The sequence below is a fragment of the Parafrankia colletiae genome, assembly GCF_001854655.1.
GTDB lineage: Bacteria > Actinomycetota > Actinomycetes > Frankiales > Frankiaceae > Parafrankia > Parafrankia colletiae.
Genome location: NZ_MBLM01000002.1, coordinates 320,058 through 335,758 on the forward strand (window position 1 = coordinate 320,058; position 15,701 = coordinate 335,758).

The 15,701-nt window shown below is 72.9% G+C and carries 10 protein-coding genes; 1 reads left to right on the top strand and 9 read right to left on the bottom strand.

Going from position 1 to position 15,701, the window contains the following annotated elements; all coding sequences use genetic code 11:
* Positions 1 to 2 precede the first annotated feature (2 nt).
* Positions 3 to 3,659 (bottom strand): EAL domain-containing protein, encoded by a 3,657-nt coding sequence (locus CC117_RS01450; RefSeq protein WP_071081880.1) that lies wholly within the window; start codon positions 3,657 to 3,659, stop codon positions 3 to 5.
* Positions 3,660 to 3,967: 308 nt separating this feature from the next.
* Complete coding sequence (polA, locus tag CC117_RS01455; RefSeq protein WP_071081881.1) at positions 3,968 to 6,688, bottom strand: DNA polymerase I; 2,721 nt, start codon at positions 6,686 to 6,688, stop codon at positions 3,968 to 3,970.
* Between the two features lie 197 nt (positions 6,689 to 6,885).
* On the opposite strand from polA, the gene CC117_RS01460 reads away from it, so the two are divergent.
* Complete coding sequence (locus CC117_RS01460; protein ID WP_071081882.1) at positions 6,886 to 7,392, top strand: PaaI family thioesterase; 507 nt, start codon at positions 6,886 to 6,888, stop codon at positions 7,390 to 7,392.
* A 199-nt stretch (positions 7,393 to 7,591) separates the two neighbouring features.
* Here the strand turns inward: CC117_RS01460 and CC117_RS01465 are convergent, their stop codons facing one another.
* The 7 genes from CC117_RS01465 to CC117_RS01495 all read right to left on the bottom strand — a co-directional run bounded on the left by CC117_RS01465 (position 7,592) and on the right by CC117_RS01495 (position 15,624).
* Positions 7,592 to 8,605, bottom strand: coding sequence for an ABC transporter ATP-binding protein (locus tag CC117_RS01465; protein ID WP_071081883.1), 1,014 nt, complete (start codon positions 8,603 to 8,605; stop codon positions 7,592 to 7,594).
* Positions 8,602 to 9,438, bottom strand: coding sequence for an ABC transporter ATP-binding protein (locus CC117_RS01470; protein ID WP_071081884.1), 837 nt, complete (start codon positions 9,436 to 9,438; stop codon positions 8,602 to 8,604). The genes CC117_RS01465 and CC117_RS01470 overlap by 4 nt, the downstream gene beginning before the upstream one ends.
* Positions 9,435 to 11,009 (bottom strand): branched-chain amino acid ABC transporter permease, encoded by a 1,575-nt coding sequence (locus tag CC117_RS01475; protein WP_071082049.1) that lies wholly within the window; start codon positions 11,007 to 11,009, stop codon positions 9,435 to 9,437. The genes CC117_RS01470 and CC117_RS01475 overlap by 4 nt, the downstream gene beginning before the upstream one ends.
* Before the next feature lie 50 nt (positions 11,010 to 11,059).
* Positions 11,060 to 11,992 (bottom strand): branched-chain amino acid ABC transporter permease, encoded by a 933-nt coding sequence (locus CC117_RS01480; RefSeq protein WP_018640332.1) that lies wholly within the window; start codon positions 11,990 to 11,992, stop codon positions 11,060 to 11,062.
* A gap of 39 nt (positions 11,993 to 12,031) precedes the next feature.
* Positions 12,032 to 13,171, bottom strand: a complete 1,140-nt coding sequence (locus CC117_RS01485; RefSeq protein WP_071081885.1) for a branched-chain amino acid ABC transporter substrate-binding protein — start codon at positions 13,169 to 13,171, stop codon at positions 12,032 to 12,034.
* Positions 13,172 to 13,390: 219 nt separating this feature from the next.
* Complete coding sequence (locus CC117_RS01490) at positions 13,391 to 15,028, bottom strand: branched-chain amino acid ABC transporter substrate-binding protein (protein WP_084131230.1); 1,638 nt, start codon at positions 15,026 to 15,028, stop codon at positions 13,391 to 13,393.
* A complete protein-coding gene (locus CC117_RS01495; RefSeq protein ID WP_026311575.1) occupies positions 15,025 to 15,624 on the bottom strand; it encodes an ANTAR domain-containing response regulator in 600 nt (199 codons plus the stop codon). Before CC117_RS01495 ends, CC117_RS01490 begins: the two co-directional genes overlap by 4 nt.
* Between the last annotated feature and the right edge of the window lie 77 nt (positions 15,625 to 15,701).

Here is a 15,701-nt window from a genome sequence, read left to right on the forward strand (position 1 = left end):
GCTCAGACGCCGGCCGACGTGGCCGTCATCGGGGTGCCCGCGCCGTCGCGGGCGTCCCGGGCGGCCGCCATGGCCAGCGCCTGGTTCTCCGCCTCGATGAGGGCGGTGCTCAACGGCTCGTCGCCCCCGGTGATGGAGATGCCGACGGCAAGGGGGGCGGTCGACTCCTGCCCCCAGGCCCGGCGCACCGCGGCGACGGCGGTCTCGGCGCCTTCACGCCCGCCGGTCGGGATCGCCATCACGAACTGCCGGTCCGCCCAGCGGGCCAGGTGCTCCGGGTCGTCGGCGACGGCCCGCAGATCGGTCGCGAACCGGGTGAGTCCCTGATCGGGTGCCGTGCCGGCGGCGGCGCCCGGCGGCGGCCGGCCCGACCAGGGCAGGTCGAACAGGCAGACGGCGGTGCCGGAGGGCAGATGCCCGAGCGTGGGCAGGAACGCGGAGCGGGTGGCGAGGCCGGTCGCGCTGTCGGTCTCGAACGCCCGACCGGGGCAGTCGACCGCCAGCATGCGCCCGAGGGCGTGGCCGGCCTGGCCGCCGAGCAGGGTCAGCACCTTGTCGAGTGCGGGGTCGATCACCGGAATCGGCCGGGACCAGCGCATGCACAACGCGCCGGCCACCCCGCCGGCGCCCGGAAGCGGCACGATGAGGACCGAGGCGACGTGGCTGCGCCGGGCCAGGTCGGTGTTGAAACCGGTGTAGGAGTAGGCGTCCGGCACGAACAGGGGGCGCAGTGTCCGCAGCACCTGCCCGACGACGGTTCGCTCGTCCTGCCGGAACTTCTGCCCCGGCCGGATGATGGCCTCGGCGCCGGGCGCGACGGACGACTCGACGGCGGTGAACTCGGCCGATCCCGCCCTGTCCGCAACCAGGACGTTGGCGACGTCCGCTCCGGACATGTGCCGCGCCGTGTCCGTGATCAGGGAGGCCGCCGCGTGGACCTCGCCCCGGTGGTCGAGCTGGTCCAGCGCATGGGTGGTGTCCGTCACCAGCTCCAGCAGGACACACTCCCGGCGGGTGTCCATCATGACCATCGCGTGTCGGGCGAGGCTTTCCAGGGCCTCCCGCTGCCCCGGGGTGAGCCGCCTCGGGATGCGGTCGCTGATCGTGATCGCGCCGATCGCRTGCCCGTCGGACGTTCGCACCGGCACGCCCGCGACGAAGCGCACGATCCGGCGCCGGTAGGCCTTGGCGCCGTGCGCGAACCGGGGGTCGAGCGTGGCGTCCGGGACCTCGACCAGCTCACCGGCCGCGACCGAGTGTGAACCGATGCCGACTCGGGCCGGAATGTCCTGCGTCTGGTGGCCGAACCGGCCGAGGTAGATCTCGGAGTCGGCGCTGACGATGATGATCGACCCGACGTCGCAGCCGGTCATCGCGGCCGCGAGCGCCGCGACGTCGTCCAGGAGGTAGCTGTGCGGGCGGAAGGCGATCTCGTAGCGGCGCACCGCGGCGACCCGCGCGGCCTCCTGCTGGGCGAGCGGCGCCAGGATACCGAACCGCTGCGTCTGTGCCAGTGTGAAGAGGGTCCTGTCGGGCTGGCGCGGCTCCGCTGCTCCGCCCGCCGCTGCTCCGCCCGCCGCCTCACCGGGCCCGGCGGCGGTGGTGCCGGGCAGGCCGGCGGTGACCGCCGTCGATCCACCCGGCACCGGCCCGCCTGATCCCGATCCGTTCGGCACCGATCCGTTCGGCACAGATCCGAGGGGAAGCGGCCCGCCGGGAGACGGGTGCGTCGCCGTGGGCTCCGATCCCGCCCGGCGTGCCCCGGCGGAACCGGGCCCGCCCTGTCCGGCGGGACCCGGGCCTGTCGCCGGGCGGTCCGTCCTCGCCGCGCGGACGGCGAGGAGGTCCTCCAGGCGGGACGGCGGCCGTGGCCGCGAGATCACGTCGCCCTGCAGGATGTCGCAGCCGAGCTCGCTCATCATCCGCAGTGTCCGCTCGTCCTCGACGCCCTCGCCGACGACCCGCAGCCCGAGCCGGTGCCCGAGGTCGAGGACGGACCGGACGATGGCGGCGTCCTGCAGGCTCCCGCGGATGTCCGCGACGAACCCGCGGTCGATCTTGACCTCGTCGAACGGGAGCGCCTTGAGGATCTCCATCGAGCTGTAGCCGGTGCCGAAGTCGTCCAGCGCGAGCTTGACGCCCTTGCTGCGCAGTTCCCGCAGCATCGCCGCCGCCCGGCCGGGCTGGGTCACCAGGGCGCTCTCGGTGATCTCCAGGGTGAGCATGTCGGGCGGGAGGTGGTGCCGCGCCAGGCTTGTCGTGACCAGGTCGGGCAGGTCGTCCAGGATGAGCATGCGAGCTGACAGGTTGACCGAGACCGGTACGTGCAGGCCGCGTGCGGCCCAGTCGGCGCACTGGCGCAGCGCCTCGTCCAGCACCCACCGGGTCATGTCGCCGATGAGCGCCGACCGTTCGGCGATCGGCAGGAACGCGCCGGGCGGGAGCAGGCCGCGGGTGGGGTGCCGCCACCGCACCAGCGCCTCGACCCCGACGATCTGACCGGTCGCGGCGRACTGCAGCGGCTGGTAGTAGACGAGGAGCTCGTTGCGGGTGATGGCCGCCCGCAGCTCCGCGTACAGGGAGATCTCCCAGGAGCGCACGCCGGCGATGCCGACGTCCCAGAGCCCGACTCGTTCGCCCTGTCGTTTCGCCCGCGACAGCGCGACGTCGGCGCACGGGAGCAGCGCGGCGGCCGTCTCGCCGTCCCGCGGCGCGAGGGCCAGCCCGGCGCTGGCCTCGACCCCGACGTTGATGCCGCGCACCTCGAAGGGGCCTTCCACCTGCCTCAGCACCGAGCTGCCGAGGTCGCGCAGAAGACGGTCCCGGCCCGGTGGCTGGCGCGCGCCGTCGTCCGGGGCGCCGATGGGATCGCCGGTGCCGGCAGGGCAGGAGATGACCAGCGCGAACTCGTCGCTGCCGAGCCGGCCGACGAAGGCCGGCCGCGGCCGCACCCTGGTCAGCGCACGCGCGAACTGGCGCAGCAGCTCGTCACCACCCTCGTGCCCGAGCGCGTCGTTGACCTCCCGGAAGCGGTTGATGTCGAGCAGGAGGAAGACAACCTCCTCGCCGCGCTCGCGGGCCCGGGCGATCGCCGGATCGGCGACGCTGGCCAGCCCGCTGCGGGCGACCAGCGAGGTCAGCGGGTCGGAGAAGGCCTGCTGATGGCCCCACCGGAACAGACCGGACATGACCAGGCAACCGCAGACGGAGCTGACCACGGCCGCGACCAGCAGCGGCATGGGATCAGCGAGATCCGGGTTCGCCCACGCGGCGAGGATCATGACGAGTGCTATCCACGCGGCCAGGGCTAATGTCGAGCCGAGCCGGAGCATGCCGCAGAATGCCGCGAGCCACGGGAACCAGAGCAGGAACAGCTCGCAGCCCTGGCCCGGCCCGGAGTTCGCCGCGGCCAGACCGAGGCCGGCGGTCATCGACGCTCCGGACAGCAGCGGGAGCCACTCCCACTCGTCCTGGTGCTCGGTGAGCGGTCGCAGCAGGCAGGCATTGACGAGCCCGATGGCCAGCGCGGCCCACGATCCGGGCCGCAGGAAACCCGGCGAAGCCGGGACAAGGAGGGTGACCAGGAAGAACCCCGCCAGGCCGAGAACCAGGACCGTGAGCAGACGGCGGCGGTCGACGATGATCGGGCCGCTGATCACGGGCTGGTTTCCCCTTTCCCTGCCGCGACGGATCACGGTGGTGCTCCCCCCGACGAGCGCCTCCGGCGCTGGGCGGGGCACCGGCCCGCGCAGACGGCACAGACCGCAGCGGCCGCGCCGCGGGCGCCGACAGCCTGAGAATTCCCGCCGGCACCATGCCTGACACGTTGGATGGCCGCGGGAATCCCGGTGTCGTGCACACAGCTCGCGCCGCCCTTTCCGGAAATGGCGGACGAACGCACCGGGACAAACACCCACGGACGGCGCGGGGCAGGATTATCCGGATCGCGGACGGATCCGGTGGGGCCTCAGTGGCCGGCCTCGTCCCAGGTGCGCCCGGCGCCGACACCCACCTCCAGCGGAACGGACATCTCGTACGCGGCACCCATCTCGGACCGCACCAGCGCCTCGACCTCGTCGCGCTCGCCGGGAGCGATCTCAAGGACAAGCTCGTCGTGCACCTGGAGCAGCAGCCGGGAGCGGAGATCCCGGGACCGCAGGGCACGGTCCACCCCCAACATCGCGATCTTGATGATGTCGGCGGCGGAGCCCTGGATGGGCGCGTTCAACGCCATCCGTTCCGCCATCTGCCGGCGCTGGGTGTTGTCGCTGGTCAGGTCGGGCAGGTAGCGGCGGCGCCCCATGATCGTCTCGGTGTAGCCGTCGCGCCGGGCCTGGTCGACGACACCGCGCAGGAAGTCCCGGACGCCGCCGAACCGGGCGAAGTAGGCGTCCATGTGCTCGCGGGCCTCGTCGGGGGCGATACCGAGCTGGCCGGCGAGCCCGTACGCGGACAGCCCGTACGCCAGCCCGTAGGACATCGCCTTGATCCGGCGCCGCAGCTCCGGGTCGACCTCGGAGACCGGGAGCCCGAACGCCTGCGCGGCGACGAACGTGTGCAGGTCCTCCCCGGAGGCGAAGGCCTCGATCAGCCCGGCGTCGCCGGACAGGTGGGCCATCAGCCGCATCTCGATCTGCGAGTAGTCGGCCGTCAGCAGTGTCTCGTAGCCGTGCCCGACGATGAACGCCTGCCGGATCTGCCGGCCCTGCACCGTGCGGATCGGGATGTTCTGCAGGTTCGGGTCCGTGGACGACAGTCGGCCGGTGGCCGCGATCATCTGGTTGAAGGTGGTGTGGATCCGCCCGGCGTCGTCGATCATCGGGATGAGCGAGTCGACCACGGTCTTGAGGCGGGCGACGTCGCGGTGGTGCAGCAGCACCGGGATCAGCGGGTGGTCGGACTGTGTCGCCAGCCAGGCCAGCGCGTCCGCGTCGGTGGTGTAGCCGGTCTTGATGCGCTTCGTCTTGGGCAGCGCCAGCTCCTCGAAGAGGATCTGCTGGAGCTGCTTGGGCGAGCCCAGGTTGAACTGCCGCCCCACGATGCCGTGTGCCTGCGCGGCGACGTCCGTGACCTCGGCGCCGTAGTGCTTCTGCAGCTCGGCGAGATGATCGGAGTCGGCCGCGATCCCGGCCCGCTCCATCCGGGCCAGCACGGTCACCAGGGGCAGCTCCATCTCCCGCAGCAGCCGGGCCGCGGACCTGCGCTCCAGGTCGCCGTCGAGCACGCCGGCAAGCTCGAGGGCGGCACGGGCGCGGATCGCGTCGGCCTCGGCCTCGTCGGCCTCGCCGGAGCCGTCGAGGGTGAGCTGGCCGCTCGTCTCCCCCTCCGACCGCAGCTCGCGCTRCAGGTAGCGCAGCGTCAGGTCGGCCAGGTCGAACGAACGCTGGCCGGGCAGGGCCAGGTAGGCGGCGAGCGCGGTGTCGCTGGTCACGCCGGCGAGGTCGAAGCCCGCCTCGGCCAACGCCAGCATCGGGCCCTTGAGGTCGTGCCCGGCCTTCGACCGGTCCGGATCCGCCAGCCAGGCACCGAGGGCGGCCGAGTCACCGGCGGTGAGCTGGGTCGGGTCGATCCACGCCGCCGCGCCGTCGGTCGACGCCAGCGACAGCGACACGATCACCCCGGTGCCACGGCCCCACGTGCCGCGCAGGTGCAGGCCGGTGCGTCCGGCGCCGGAGGCGTGCTCGGCCAGCCAGGAGGCGACCTCGTCCGGACCGAGCATGGTCAGCTCGATCTCGAAGCCCTCGTCGGCGGACGGCGGTGCCACCGCCAGGGCGGCATACAGCCGCTCCCGCAGCACCCGGAACTGCAGCGTGTCGAACAGCTGGTGGACGGCCTCGCGATCCCACGGGTGCAGACGCAGGTCGACCGGGGTGACCTCCAACGGCACCTCCCGGGCGAGCTCCGTCAGCGACCGGTTGCGGATGACGTTGGCCAGATGGGCCCGCAGCGAGGCACCCGTCTTGCCGCCGATCTCGTCGGCCCGGTCGACCAGGTCGGCCAGCGAGCCGAACTGCTGGATCCACTTGGTGGCGGTCTTCTCCCCCACCCCCGGCACCGACGGCAGGTTGTCGGACGGGTCGCCGCGCAGCGCCGCGAAGTCGGGGTACTGCACCGGCGACAGGCCGTACTTCGCCTGCACCTCGTCCGGAGTGAAGCGGGTCATGTCGCTGATGCCCTTGCGGGTCATCAGCACGGTGACGCGGTCGTCGACGAGCTGCAGCGCGTCACGGTCACCGGTGACGATCAGGACGTCCATACCGTCGGCCGCGGCCTGGGTGGCGAGGGTGGCGATCACGTCGTCGGCCTCGAAGCCGGCGGCGCTGACTCCGGGCACCGCGAGCGCCTCGCAGACCTGGTGGATCAGCGCGACCTGGCCGACGAAGTCCGCCGGGGTCTCGGACCGGCCGGCCTTGTACTCCGCGTACTGGGTGTGCCGGAACGTCGGCGTCGGCAGATCCCACGCGACGGCGACGTGGGTGGGCTTCTCGTCGCGCAGCGCGTTGATCAGCATGGAGGTGAAGCCGTAGACGGCGTTCGTCGGCTGGCCGGTCGTCGTCGAGAAGTTCTCCACCGGCAGGGCGAAGAAGGCACGGTAGGCCAGCGAATGCCCGTCGAGCAACAGCAGCCGGGGGCGGTCCGCCGCGGGAACCGAGGTACTGCCGGACGGGGACGAAGTAGTCGCAGGCACGCGGCGAGTCTAGGACGTGGGTACGACAGCTCCGCGCGCATGCGGCGGAAGGGCGGCAGGACCACGGGCTCCTCCCGGCGAAGAAGATCCACTGATCCAGGCCTCGGCGTGTCGTCGGCGAGCACCCGGCGCGCCGCGCCGTGCACCCGCCGTCGCGCCCCGGCCGGTCCCGGCGTGGGCCTCGCCGCGGCGCTAATGTGCTGGTTGTGCCCTCTACGGCGTCGGATCCGACCGAACTGCTCAACGAGACCGAACTGCTCAACGAGCTGAACGAACACCGCGGTGAGCTCAGCGAGCGCCTCGGGATCGTGCTGACGGAGGCCAGCGCGCAGCGCGTCGTCGCGACGATGCCCGTCGCCGGCAACCGGCAGCCCTACGGCCTCCTGCACGGCGGCGCCTCGGTCGCGCTCGCGGAGACCGTCGGCTCGGTCGCCTCGATGCTCGCCGCCGGCCCGTCCCGCTCGGCGGTCGGTATCGAGATCAACGCGACCCACCACCGCGCGGCCCTCGACGGGGTCGTGACCGCCGTCGCGACCCAGATCCGCGCCGGGGCCACGCTGGCCACCTACGACATCCGGATCACGGACGAGGCCGGCAGGCCGGTGTGCACCTGCCGGCTGAGCTGTCTGCTGCGCGACAACCCACCCGCCGGGGGGAAGGTCCCCTCACGAAACGCCCAGGCCACTTCGGCCAACGCGCCTTAGACCTGCACAGCCGGCTGCCCTGCTACCTTCATCTCAGGCGGGCGCCCGGGGCGGCCGAGTAGAAAACGCCGGGCACGGGGAAGGCTCGGACGGAACCAAAGGCCGTCCCGGGCATCCGCCAACAGGCCGCGGCCATCGGCCGGCGCTGGCCCTGTGCCACCGGCCGCTGGTCGTGCGCCACCCACCCGTCCGCACGGCCTCAGGGAGCCATGGCATCCCGGTCGTTCGTGGTGCTCGTGTCCTGCGCGCCGCGCGGCTCGTCGGAACCGCCCAGGTAGGCATCCCGCACCCGGGCGTCCCGGGCAAGATCGTCCGCGCCGCCCTCCAGGACCACCGTACCGGTGTCAAGGACGTAGCCGCGGTGGGATATCCGCAGGGCGGCTGCGGCGTTCTGCTCCACCAGCAGAACGGTCGTCCCGCCCGCGTTGATCTCCCGGATCACCTCGAAGATCGTCGCCACCAGGAGAGGGGCGAGGCCGAGCGAGGGCTCGTCCAGCAGAATCAGACGGGGTCGCGCCATCAGCGCCCGCCCGATCGCCAGCATCTGCTGCTCCCCGCCGGAGAGCGTCCCCGCCGGCTGCCGGGAGCGCTCCGCGAGCCGGGGAAACAGCGCGTGGACCCGGTCCAGGCCCCGGAGGGTCTCGGCGCGGTCGCGGCGGCGGTCCAGGTAGGCGCCCATCGCCAGGTTCTCCGCGACCGTCATCGCCGGGAAGATCCGCCTGCCCTCCGGGACGTGGCTGATACCGAGCGCGGTGACCCGGTGTACGGGCAGGCCGGGGACGTCCCGCTGCCCAGCGGCGTCCCGCTGCCTGGCTGCGTCCCGGTGCCGACCGCGGGAGACACGGCCCGCCCGCTCCGCCGGTGCGGACCGCACCGGCGGCGCAGCCGGAGCCGGCCCCGACAGGGGTGCCCCCGCGATGCGCGTGCCGTCGAACCAGACGGCACCGCGGGCGGGTGGCAGCAACCCGGAGATCATGCGCAGCGTCGTGGTCTTCCCCGCGCCGTTCGCCCCGAGCAGGGCGACCACCTCGCCGGCCTCGACCCGCAGCGAGATCCCGCGGACGGCCGTCACCGCCCCGTAGGCGACCTCGGCGTCGCGCACCTCCAGCAGCGGGCCGTCGGACGCGCCCCCGTTTCCGGCCGGGTCGCTGCTGCCGGGGCCGGTTCCGGCCGGGCCGGGCCGGGCCGGATCGCTTCTGGCCGGGTCGGTCATGGCCGGCTCCGCTCGTCGTCGGTGTCCCCCAGGTACGCCTCGATGACGGCGGGGTCGGAGCGGATCTGGTCCGGGTGGCCGGCGGCGATCACCCGGCCGAAGTTGAGCACGGAGATCGAGCCGGCGACCGCGGCCACCAACCGGATGTCATGCTCGATGAGCAACACCGAGACGTCCTGTTCCGCGATGGCCCGGATCAGCGTGACCAGGTCACGCCGCTCGGCCGCGGTGGCTCCGGCCRCCGGCTCGTCGAGCAGCAGCAGCGACGGCGCGGTGCCCAGCGCCCGCGCGATCTCCAGCCGCCGCTGCTCCCCGTAGGGCAGGCTGCCGGCCGGCAGTGCGGCCCGACGTCCGAGCCCGACGAAGTCCAGCAGGTGGTGGCAGCGTTCCAGCACCTCCCGTTCCTCCCGCCGCACGGCCGGGGTGGGCAGCAGGCCGCGCAGTGCGCCCGCCCGGGCCCGTACCTCGACGCCGACCTGGACGTTCTCCACCGCCGACATCTCGGGGAAGAGGCGGATGTTCTGGAACGTGCGGGCGATTCCCAGGCGGGCGACCCGGTGCGGGGACCGGCCGACGAGCTCGACCGCGTCCTCCCCCGCCCAGAACCGGGCGCTGCCCTGCTGCGGCCGGTAGGCACCCGTGAGGCAGTTGAACAGCGAGGTCTTGCCGGCCCCGTTCGGACCGATGACGGCGAGGACGCTGCCCCGCTCCTGCCGCAGGGACACCCCGTCCAGGCTGGTCAGCCCGCCGAAACGCAGGGTCACGTCACGCACGTCGAGGATCGGCCCGGCCGCGGTCGACGGCCGCGGGTCGGGAATGACCCGGGCGGTCACAGCGCCGGCTCCGCTCCCGGGCCGACGCCCGGTCCCGTTCCGGCCCCTGGCCCCGGTTCCGGCGCATCGCCGGATCCCAGTGATGCGCCGGATCCCAGTGATGCGCCCGGTGCCGGCAGGGGGGCTGGTCCTGGGGCTGCGCCCGGGGCGAGCGCCGAGTCCTGGCCAGCTCCTGCGGTCGCCCCCACTGCGGCGCCGACCAGCCCAGCGCCCGCGGCGGCGGGGATGGCGGGAGTACCGGGCACGTCCTGACGGGGCAGGGCCCGGTGCCGGCGCGGCGGCAGCAGCCCGCTTGGCCGGAAGATCATCATGAGGACCACCACGGCGCCGAAGTAGATGAACCGGTCCGCGGGCGGAACGGTGTCACGGAGCAGGAACGCGGTTCCCTGCAGGACGAGGGCGCCGAACACCACGCCGAGGCGCGAACCCATCCCGCCGAAGATGACGATGGTCAGGACCAGCAGCGAGGCCTGCAGGCCGAAGGACTGCGGGTTGAAGAACTGCTTGGTCGCGAGCACCACCCCGGCGAAGCCGGAGACGGACGCCCCCACGGCGAACGCCAGCAGCTTCATCCGGATGGTGGCGACCCCGGTGGCCTCGGCAGCGACCTCGTCCTGGCGGATCGCCGTCCAGGCCCGGCCGGTCCGCGAGCGCTCCCAGCGCCCGAACACCACCATCACCAGCACGATCAGCACGACCAGGAGGTAGTAGTACGGCAGCGGGTTCAGACCCCACGAGTAGCGCACGCCGGGCAGGTCGACCGACAGCGGCGGCAGCCCGAAGACACCGCGCGGCCCGCCGGTCACCCCGTCGGCGTTGTTCGCCAGCAGCTGGACGATCTCACCGAAACCGAGGGTGACGATCGCCAGGTAGTCACCGCGCAGCCGCAGGGTCGGCCCGCCGAGGACCACTCCGGCCACCGCCGCCACGACCAGTGCCACCGGCAGCGCGAAGAACGGGTTGATCTGCCAGGGCGCGTGCCAGGGCATCGCCTCCGCGGACGTCACGTAGGCCGTCGTGTAGGCACCGATCGCGAAGAAGGCGATGTAGCCGAGGTCCAGCAGGCCCGCGTACCCGACGACGACGTTCAGGCCGAGCGCGAGCAGGGCGTAGACGCCGATCTCGCCCACCAGCGCCTGCTGGGCCGCCGTGGACAGCACCGGCGGCACGGCGAGGGCCACCGCGAGGAGCGCCAGGTGGCCGAGCCGCGCCCCGTGCCGACCGGTGACCGGCGCCGCGATCCGCCGGAGCGGACCGGCCGGCGCCGGTGGGCCGGCACCGTCCCCGCCCGGCGTGGGAGGCATCGAGGTAGAAGGCATCATCGCGGCGCGGGCCCGGGCGGACAGCGCCCGGACCGGGCTGGCGAGGTGGCCACCGCTGAGCAGCGCGGCCCACAGGCCCAGCGCAGCGACCACGAAGATGATCACCCGTGGCCAGGCGAAGGAGCCGGTGATACCGGCGAGCGGATGGTCCGCATCCCCGGACGGCCCCGTGATCACGGCGGCCAGAGCCGACAGGAAGCAGGCGATACCCAGGCTGCGTACCCGGCGCGACCGCGGCAGCCGCGGCAGCCGGGTCAGCCGCGGCTGGTGCGGCTGCCGCGGCTGGTGCGGGAGACCGCTCACGCCGGCCGGCCCAGCCGCGTCCCGAGCAGACCCGACGGCCGCACCAGCAGCACCGCGACAAGCACCGCGAACGCGATGACGTTCTTGTACGAGGCGTCGAACAGGTACCCGCCGAAGCTCTCGACCAGCCCGAGCAGCAGGCCGCCGATGACCGCCCCGCGGACGTTGCCGATGCCGCCGAGCACCGCCGCGGTGAACGCCTTGATCCCGGGGACGAACCCCATGGTGTAGGACGCGTTGAACGTCATCGCGTACAGGAACCCACCCGCCCCGGCGAGCAGCCCGCCGAGCACGAACGTCGCAACGATGATCTTCTGGACGTCCACGCCCATCAGGCCGGCGCACTCGGCGTCCTGGGCGACGGCACGGATGGACTGCCCGAGCCGGGTGCCGGCGACCAGGTGGTCGACCGCGAGCAGCATCATGAGCGCCGACGCCGCGATCACCAGCGACTGGGTGGAGATCTCGGCGCCGAACACCGTCAGCACCGTGCCGTTGGTGAACAGCTCCGGCACCGGGACGCTCTGCCGGCCGAACTCCTTGCCGGCCAGGTTGAAGGCGAACAGCGACGCCCCGATCGCACTGATCAGGTACGCCAGCCGCGGGGCGCCGCGGCGGCGCAGCGGCCGGTAGGCGCAGCGTTCCAGGGCGTAGGCGGCGGTCGCGCCGGCCAGCGCGCCCACCCCGAGTCCGAACAGCACCAGCCCGGCCGAGGCCAGGCCGGACGGCGTCGCCCCGCCGTCCGGCACCAGCGCCCGGCTGGCGAACAGCCCGCCGAACGCGCCGAGCATGAACACCTCGCTGTGCGCGAAGTTGATGAGCTGCAGGACTCCGTAGACCAGCGTGTACCCGAGGGCGATCACCGCGTAGAGCGCGCCGACCATCAGCCCGTCGATCGTGAGCTGGCTGATCTGCTCAGCCGAGCCCATGGATCTCCCCCCGGACCCGGCCCCGCCCGACGCGCCGGGTCAAGGCTTCACGAGCGTGCTGACCGGCCCGAGCACGGTGCGCTGGCCGTCCTTCACCTGGTACACGTAGACCGTCGAGCCCTCGACGTCGCCGTTGCGTTGGAACCTGATCCGCTTGGTGACGCCGGGCAGGTCGACCTTGCCGAACGCGGAGAGCACCGACTCCCGGCTCGCCCCGGTGCCCTGCTCGCGCAGCACCGAGATGATGGCGTTGGTGGCGTCGTAGGCCTCGCCGGAGTAGGTGCCGGGCTTCAGGCCGCTGTTGACCTTCTTGTAGTCCGCGACGAAGCCGGCGGCGGCCGGGTCGGAGTTGGCGTCCGAGCAGGGGCAGGTGATGAGCGTGCCCTCGGCGTTCGCCGCGCCGGCCTGGCGGATGAACTGGTCGTCGTTCGAGCCGTCGCCGCTGAGGATCACTCCGTCGTAGCCCTTGCCGCGCAGCGCCTTGGTGAGCAGCGCGAACTCGGGGTAGTAGCCCGAGTAGTAGACGGCGTCGGCACCGTCCGCCATGATCTTGGTGGCCTGCGAGGTGTAGTCCTTGGTCGGGTTGATTCCGTCGTGCGTGAACGGCACCCGGGCTCGCTCCAGGCCGCGCTCGATCGCGCCGGACAGGCCCGTCCCGTACTCGCTGCGGTCGTCGAGCGAGTAGACCCGCTTCGCCCTGACCGCCTTCGCCAGGTACTCGGCCGCGCCGGCGCCCTGCACCGTGTCCGGGGCGATCACCCGGTAGAAACTGGTGAAGTTGAGGTCCGTCAGGGTCGGGTTCGTCGCGGACGGGCTCACCGACAGCAGGCCGGCCTGGCTGTAGAGCGGCTCGCTGGCCTTCGTCGCGCCGGAGAAGACCGGGCCGACGACCGCCATCAGGTCGGAGTTGTCGATCAGCTTCTGCGCGGCGGTCGGCCCCTGCTCGGGCTGCCCCTGGTCGTCGGAGGCGACGATACGAAGTGTGAACGGCAGGCTGCTGTCCTGGTTGGCGAGCTCGACGGCGGTCAGCACGCCGTTGTAGGCGTTGATGCCGAGCTGCTGGCTCTCGCCGGAGAGCGGCCCCTGGAAGCCGATCAGATACTCCTTTTTGCCGCCGTCGTCCGAGTCGCCTCCGCAGGCGGCGAGCAGCCCGCCGACCATCGCGAGACCGGCGACCATCGCGGCGACGGGACGCCGCGCAGACGTCCGCGTCGATCGGGGCCTAAGGGTCCGTGGGGTGGCCGTCATGCAACGTCCTTCCGCTGCCTCACCGGCGCGCAGGCGCGCTCCGCGGAGCGGAAACTAGTCGCTCCTCCCCAGCTATGAAAGCTCAAAGTGAGCGTGTCACGACTTCCCGTGGCACTTGAGTGCTTCGGGAATCCATCCGGGGGCGGAGCGTCAGCGCGTCGACTCGACCCGCAACGGGACGAACCGGCCACTCAGGACCGAGTACAGCGCGACCCGGGGACCACGAAGATCGCCCTTCGGATCGAAGGCGACCTGGCCGGTGACTCCGACGAACTCCCCGGCCCCGACGGCACGGACCATCGCCGCGCGCAGGTCCGCGTCCACCACCGAACGCCCTGGCAGCGTGGCCGACGCCGCCCGGATCAGGGCCCGCGCCGCGTCGTGGGCCGACGCCGCCACCGGCGGGATCGCGTCCGCCCACAGGGCGGCCAGCTCCGCGGACCGCGCCCGCTCCAGCTCCCGCTTCCGGGCGTCCTCTTCGTCGACCCCTGCCCCCGTGGCGCCCGAGGTGCCGGCGGCGCGGTCACCGCCGTCACCGCCGTCACCGGGGTTGCCGGGGCGCGCGGCGGCTCCCCCGTCGGGCCGCGTCGTGTCCGGTGAGCCCGACCGGGCCGCGGATGTGTCCGCGCCGGAGGACTCGGCGGCGGGCTCGTCTGTGCGCCCCTCCGGGAGCAGGCTGGCGACGGTCTCAAGCTCACCGAACCGCTTGGCGTAGGCGGTGACGAACGCGCCGGCCGACGGCAGCCGGGACAGCGGAACCGACAGATCCGTGACCAGATCACCCTCGGCGAGGGTGCCCGCACGATCGACGTAGTCATGGTCGAGGAGCCCGTCCGCGCCGAGCACCTGCACCGTGACGCCCTCGTCGGCGAGCGCCTGGCGCAGCTCCCCCGCGACGTCGGCGCCGGTCGCCAGGTAGACCAGGTCCGGAGCCTCGTCCCGGACGGCCCTCGCCGTCTTCTCGATCTGCTCGTCGTCGATCGCGCCGCCGTCCACCCGGTGCACCGTCGGCACAGTGGCACCGGCGTCGCGGACGTCCCGGGCGAAGCGCTCGGCGAGCGTGATCGTGCCATAGTCCGGACCGCCGTCGATCACACTGATGCGCGACCGGCCGAGCGTGTCGAGCGCGTAGTCGGCCGCGACCTCGGCGAGCTGTGCGTCCGTCCCGGACAGCCGGAAGTAGGTGGGGAAGGGGCGGACGTCCGGCGAGGCCGGCGCCGAGGTCAGCGTCGGCTCGGCGTTGGACGGCGAGACCACGGGAAGCCCGGCCTCGCTCAGCCGACCCAGCGACACCATCGCCACACTGGAGCTGAGGGGGCCGACGACCCCGATCATCCGGTCATCATCGGCGAACAGGTCCGCGCCGGCCGCGCCGCCGTCCGGCCGGGACAGGTCGTCGTGTGCCACGACCTGCAACTTCCAGCCGGGGATCATCCCCTGCCGGTTCGCCTCCTCGACGGCGAGCGTGACCGCGTTGCGCACGCTCACACCCGCGTCCGCAGACGCTCCGGAGAGGGGCGCCAGCACCCCGATCGTCGCGACCCTGTCCTCGCCCGGGCCACCGCCGTCACCGCCGAGCGCGGAGGCGAGAAGCAGGCCCAGCCCACTGGGCAGGGCCAGCGCCACCACGACGACCGCCGCGAGCAGCACCCGGCCGCGGGTCGTCAGGACGGACCGGCCGACCCAGCCCCGCACYGCGCGGGCCGCGCGCGCGGCACCGCCGACGAGGCGCGGCACCGCCCGCACACGGACCGGGTCGGTGGCCGCGCCAGGGTCCTGCCCGGTCACGAGCCTGGCAGCGCCTCGCCCGACAGCACAGCCTCGGCGACAGCCCGCATGGTCCGGCGCTGGTTCATCGACGTCCGCTGGATCCAGCGGAAGGCATCCGGCTCGGTCATCGCGTGCTCGGTCTGCAGCACACCCTTCGCCCGCTCGATGATCTTACGGGCCTCCAGGCGACCCTGCAGGTCCTCGACCTCGGCCTCGAGACTCACGATCTCGGTGAACCGGCTCATCGCCATCTCGATGGTCGGCAGCAGGTCCTTCTTCTGGAACGGCTTGACCACGTAGGCCATCGCCCCCGCCTCGCGGGCCCGCTCGACGAGCTCCCGCTGACTGAAGGCGGTGAGGATCACGACCGGCGCGATCCGCTCCTTGGCGATCTTCGCGCCGGCGTCGATACCGTCCATCTTCGGCATCTTGACGTCCAGGATCACCAGGTCGGGGCGCAGCTTGCCGGCGAGTGCGACCGCAGTCTCGCCGTCGCCGGCCTCGCCGACGACCTCGTAGCCCTCCTCCTGGAGCATCTCCCTGAGATCCAGCCGGATCAACGCTTCGTCCTCAGCGATCAACACCCGACGCGGCGTCGAAGAAGGCTGGCTCATCGAGGTGAACTCCTGGTTGTGCGGTCGTCACGATCGGGCGGCGGGCGTGGGTTGCGGCTCGCTCGCCCGTAATCTGT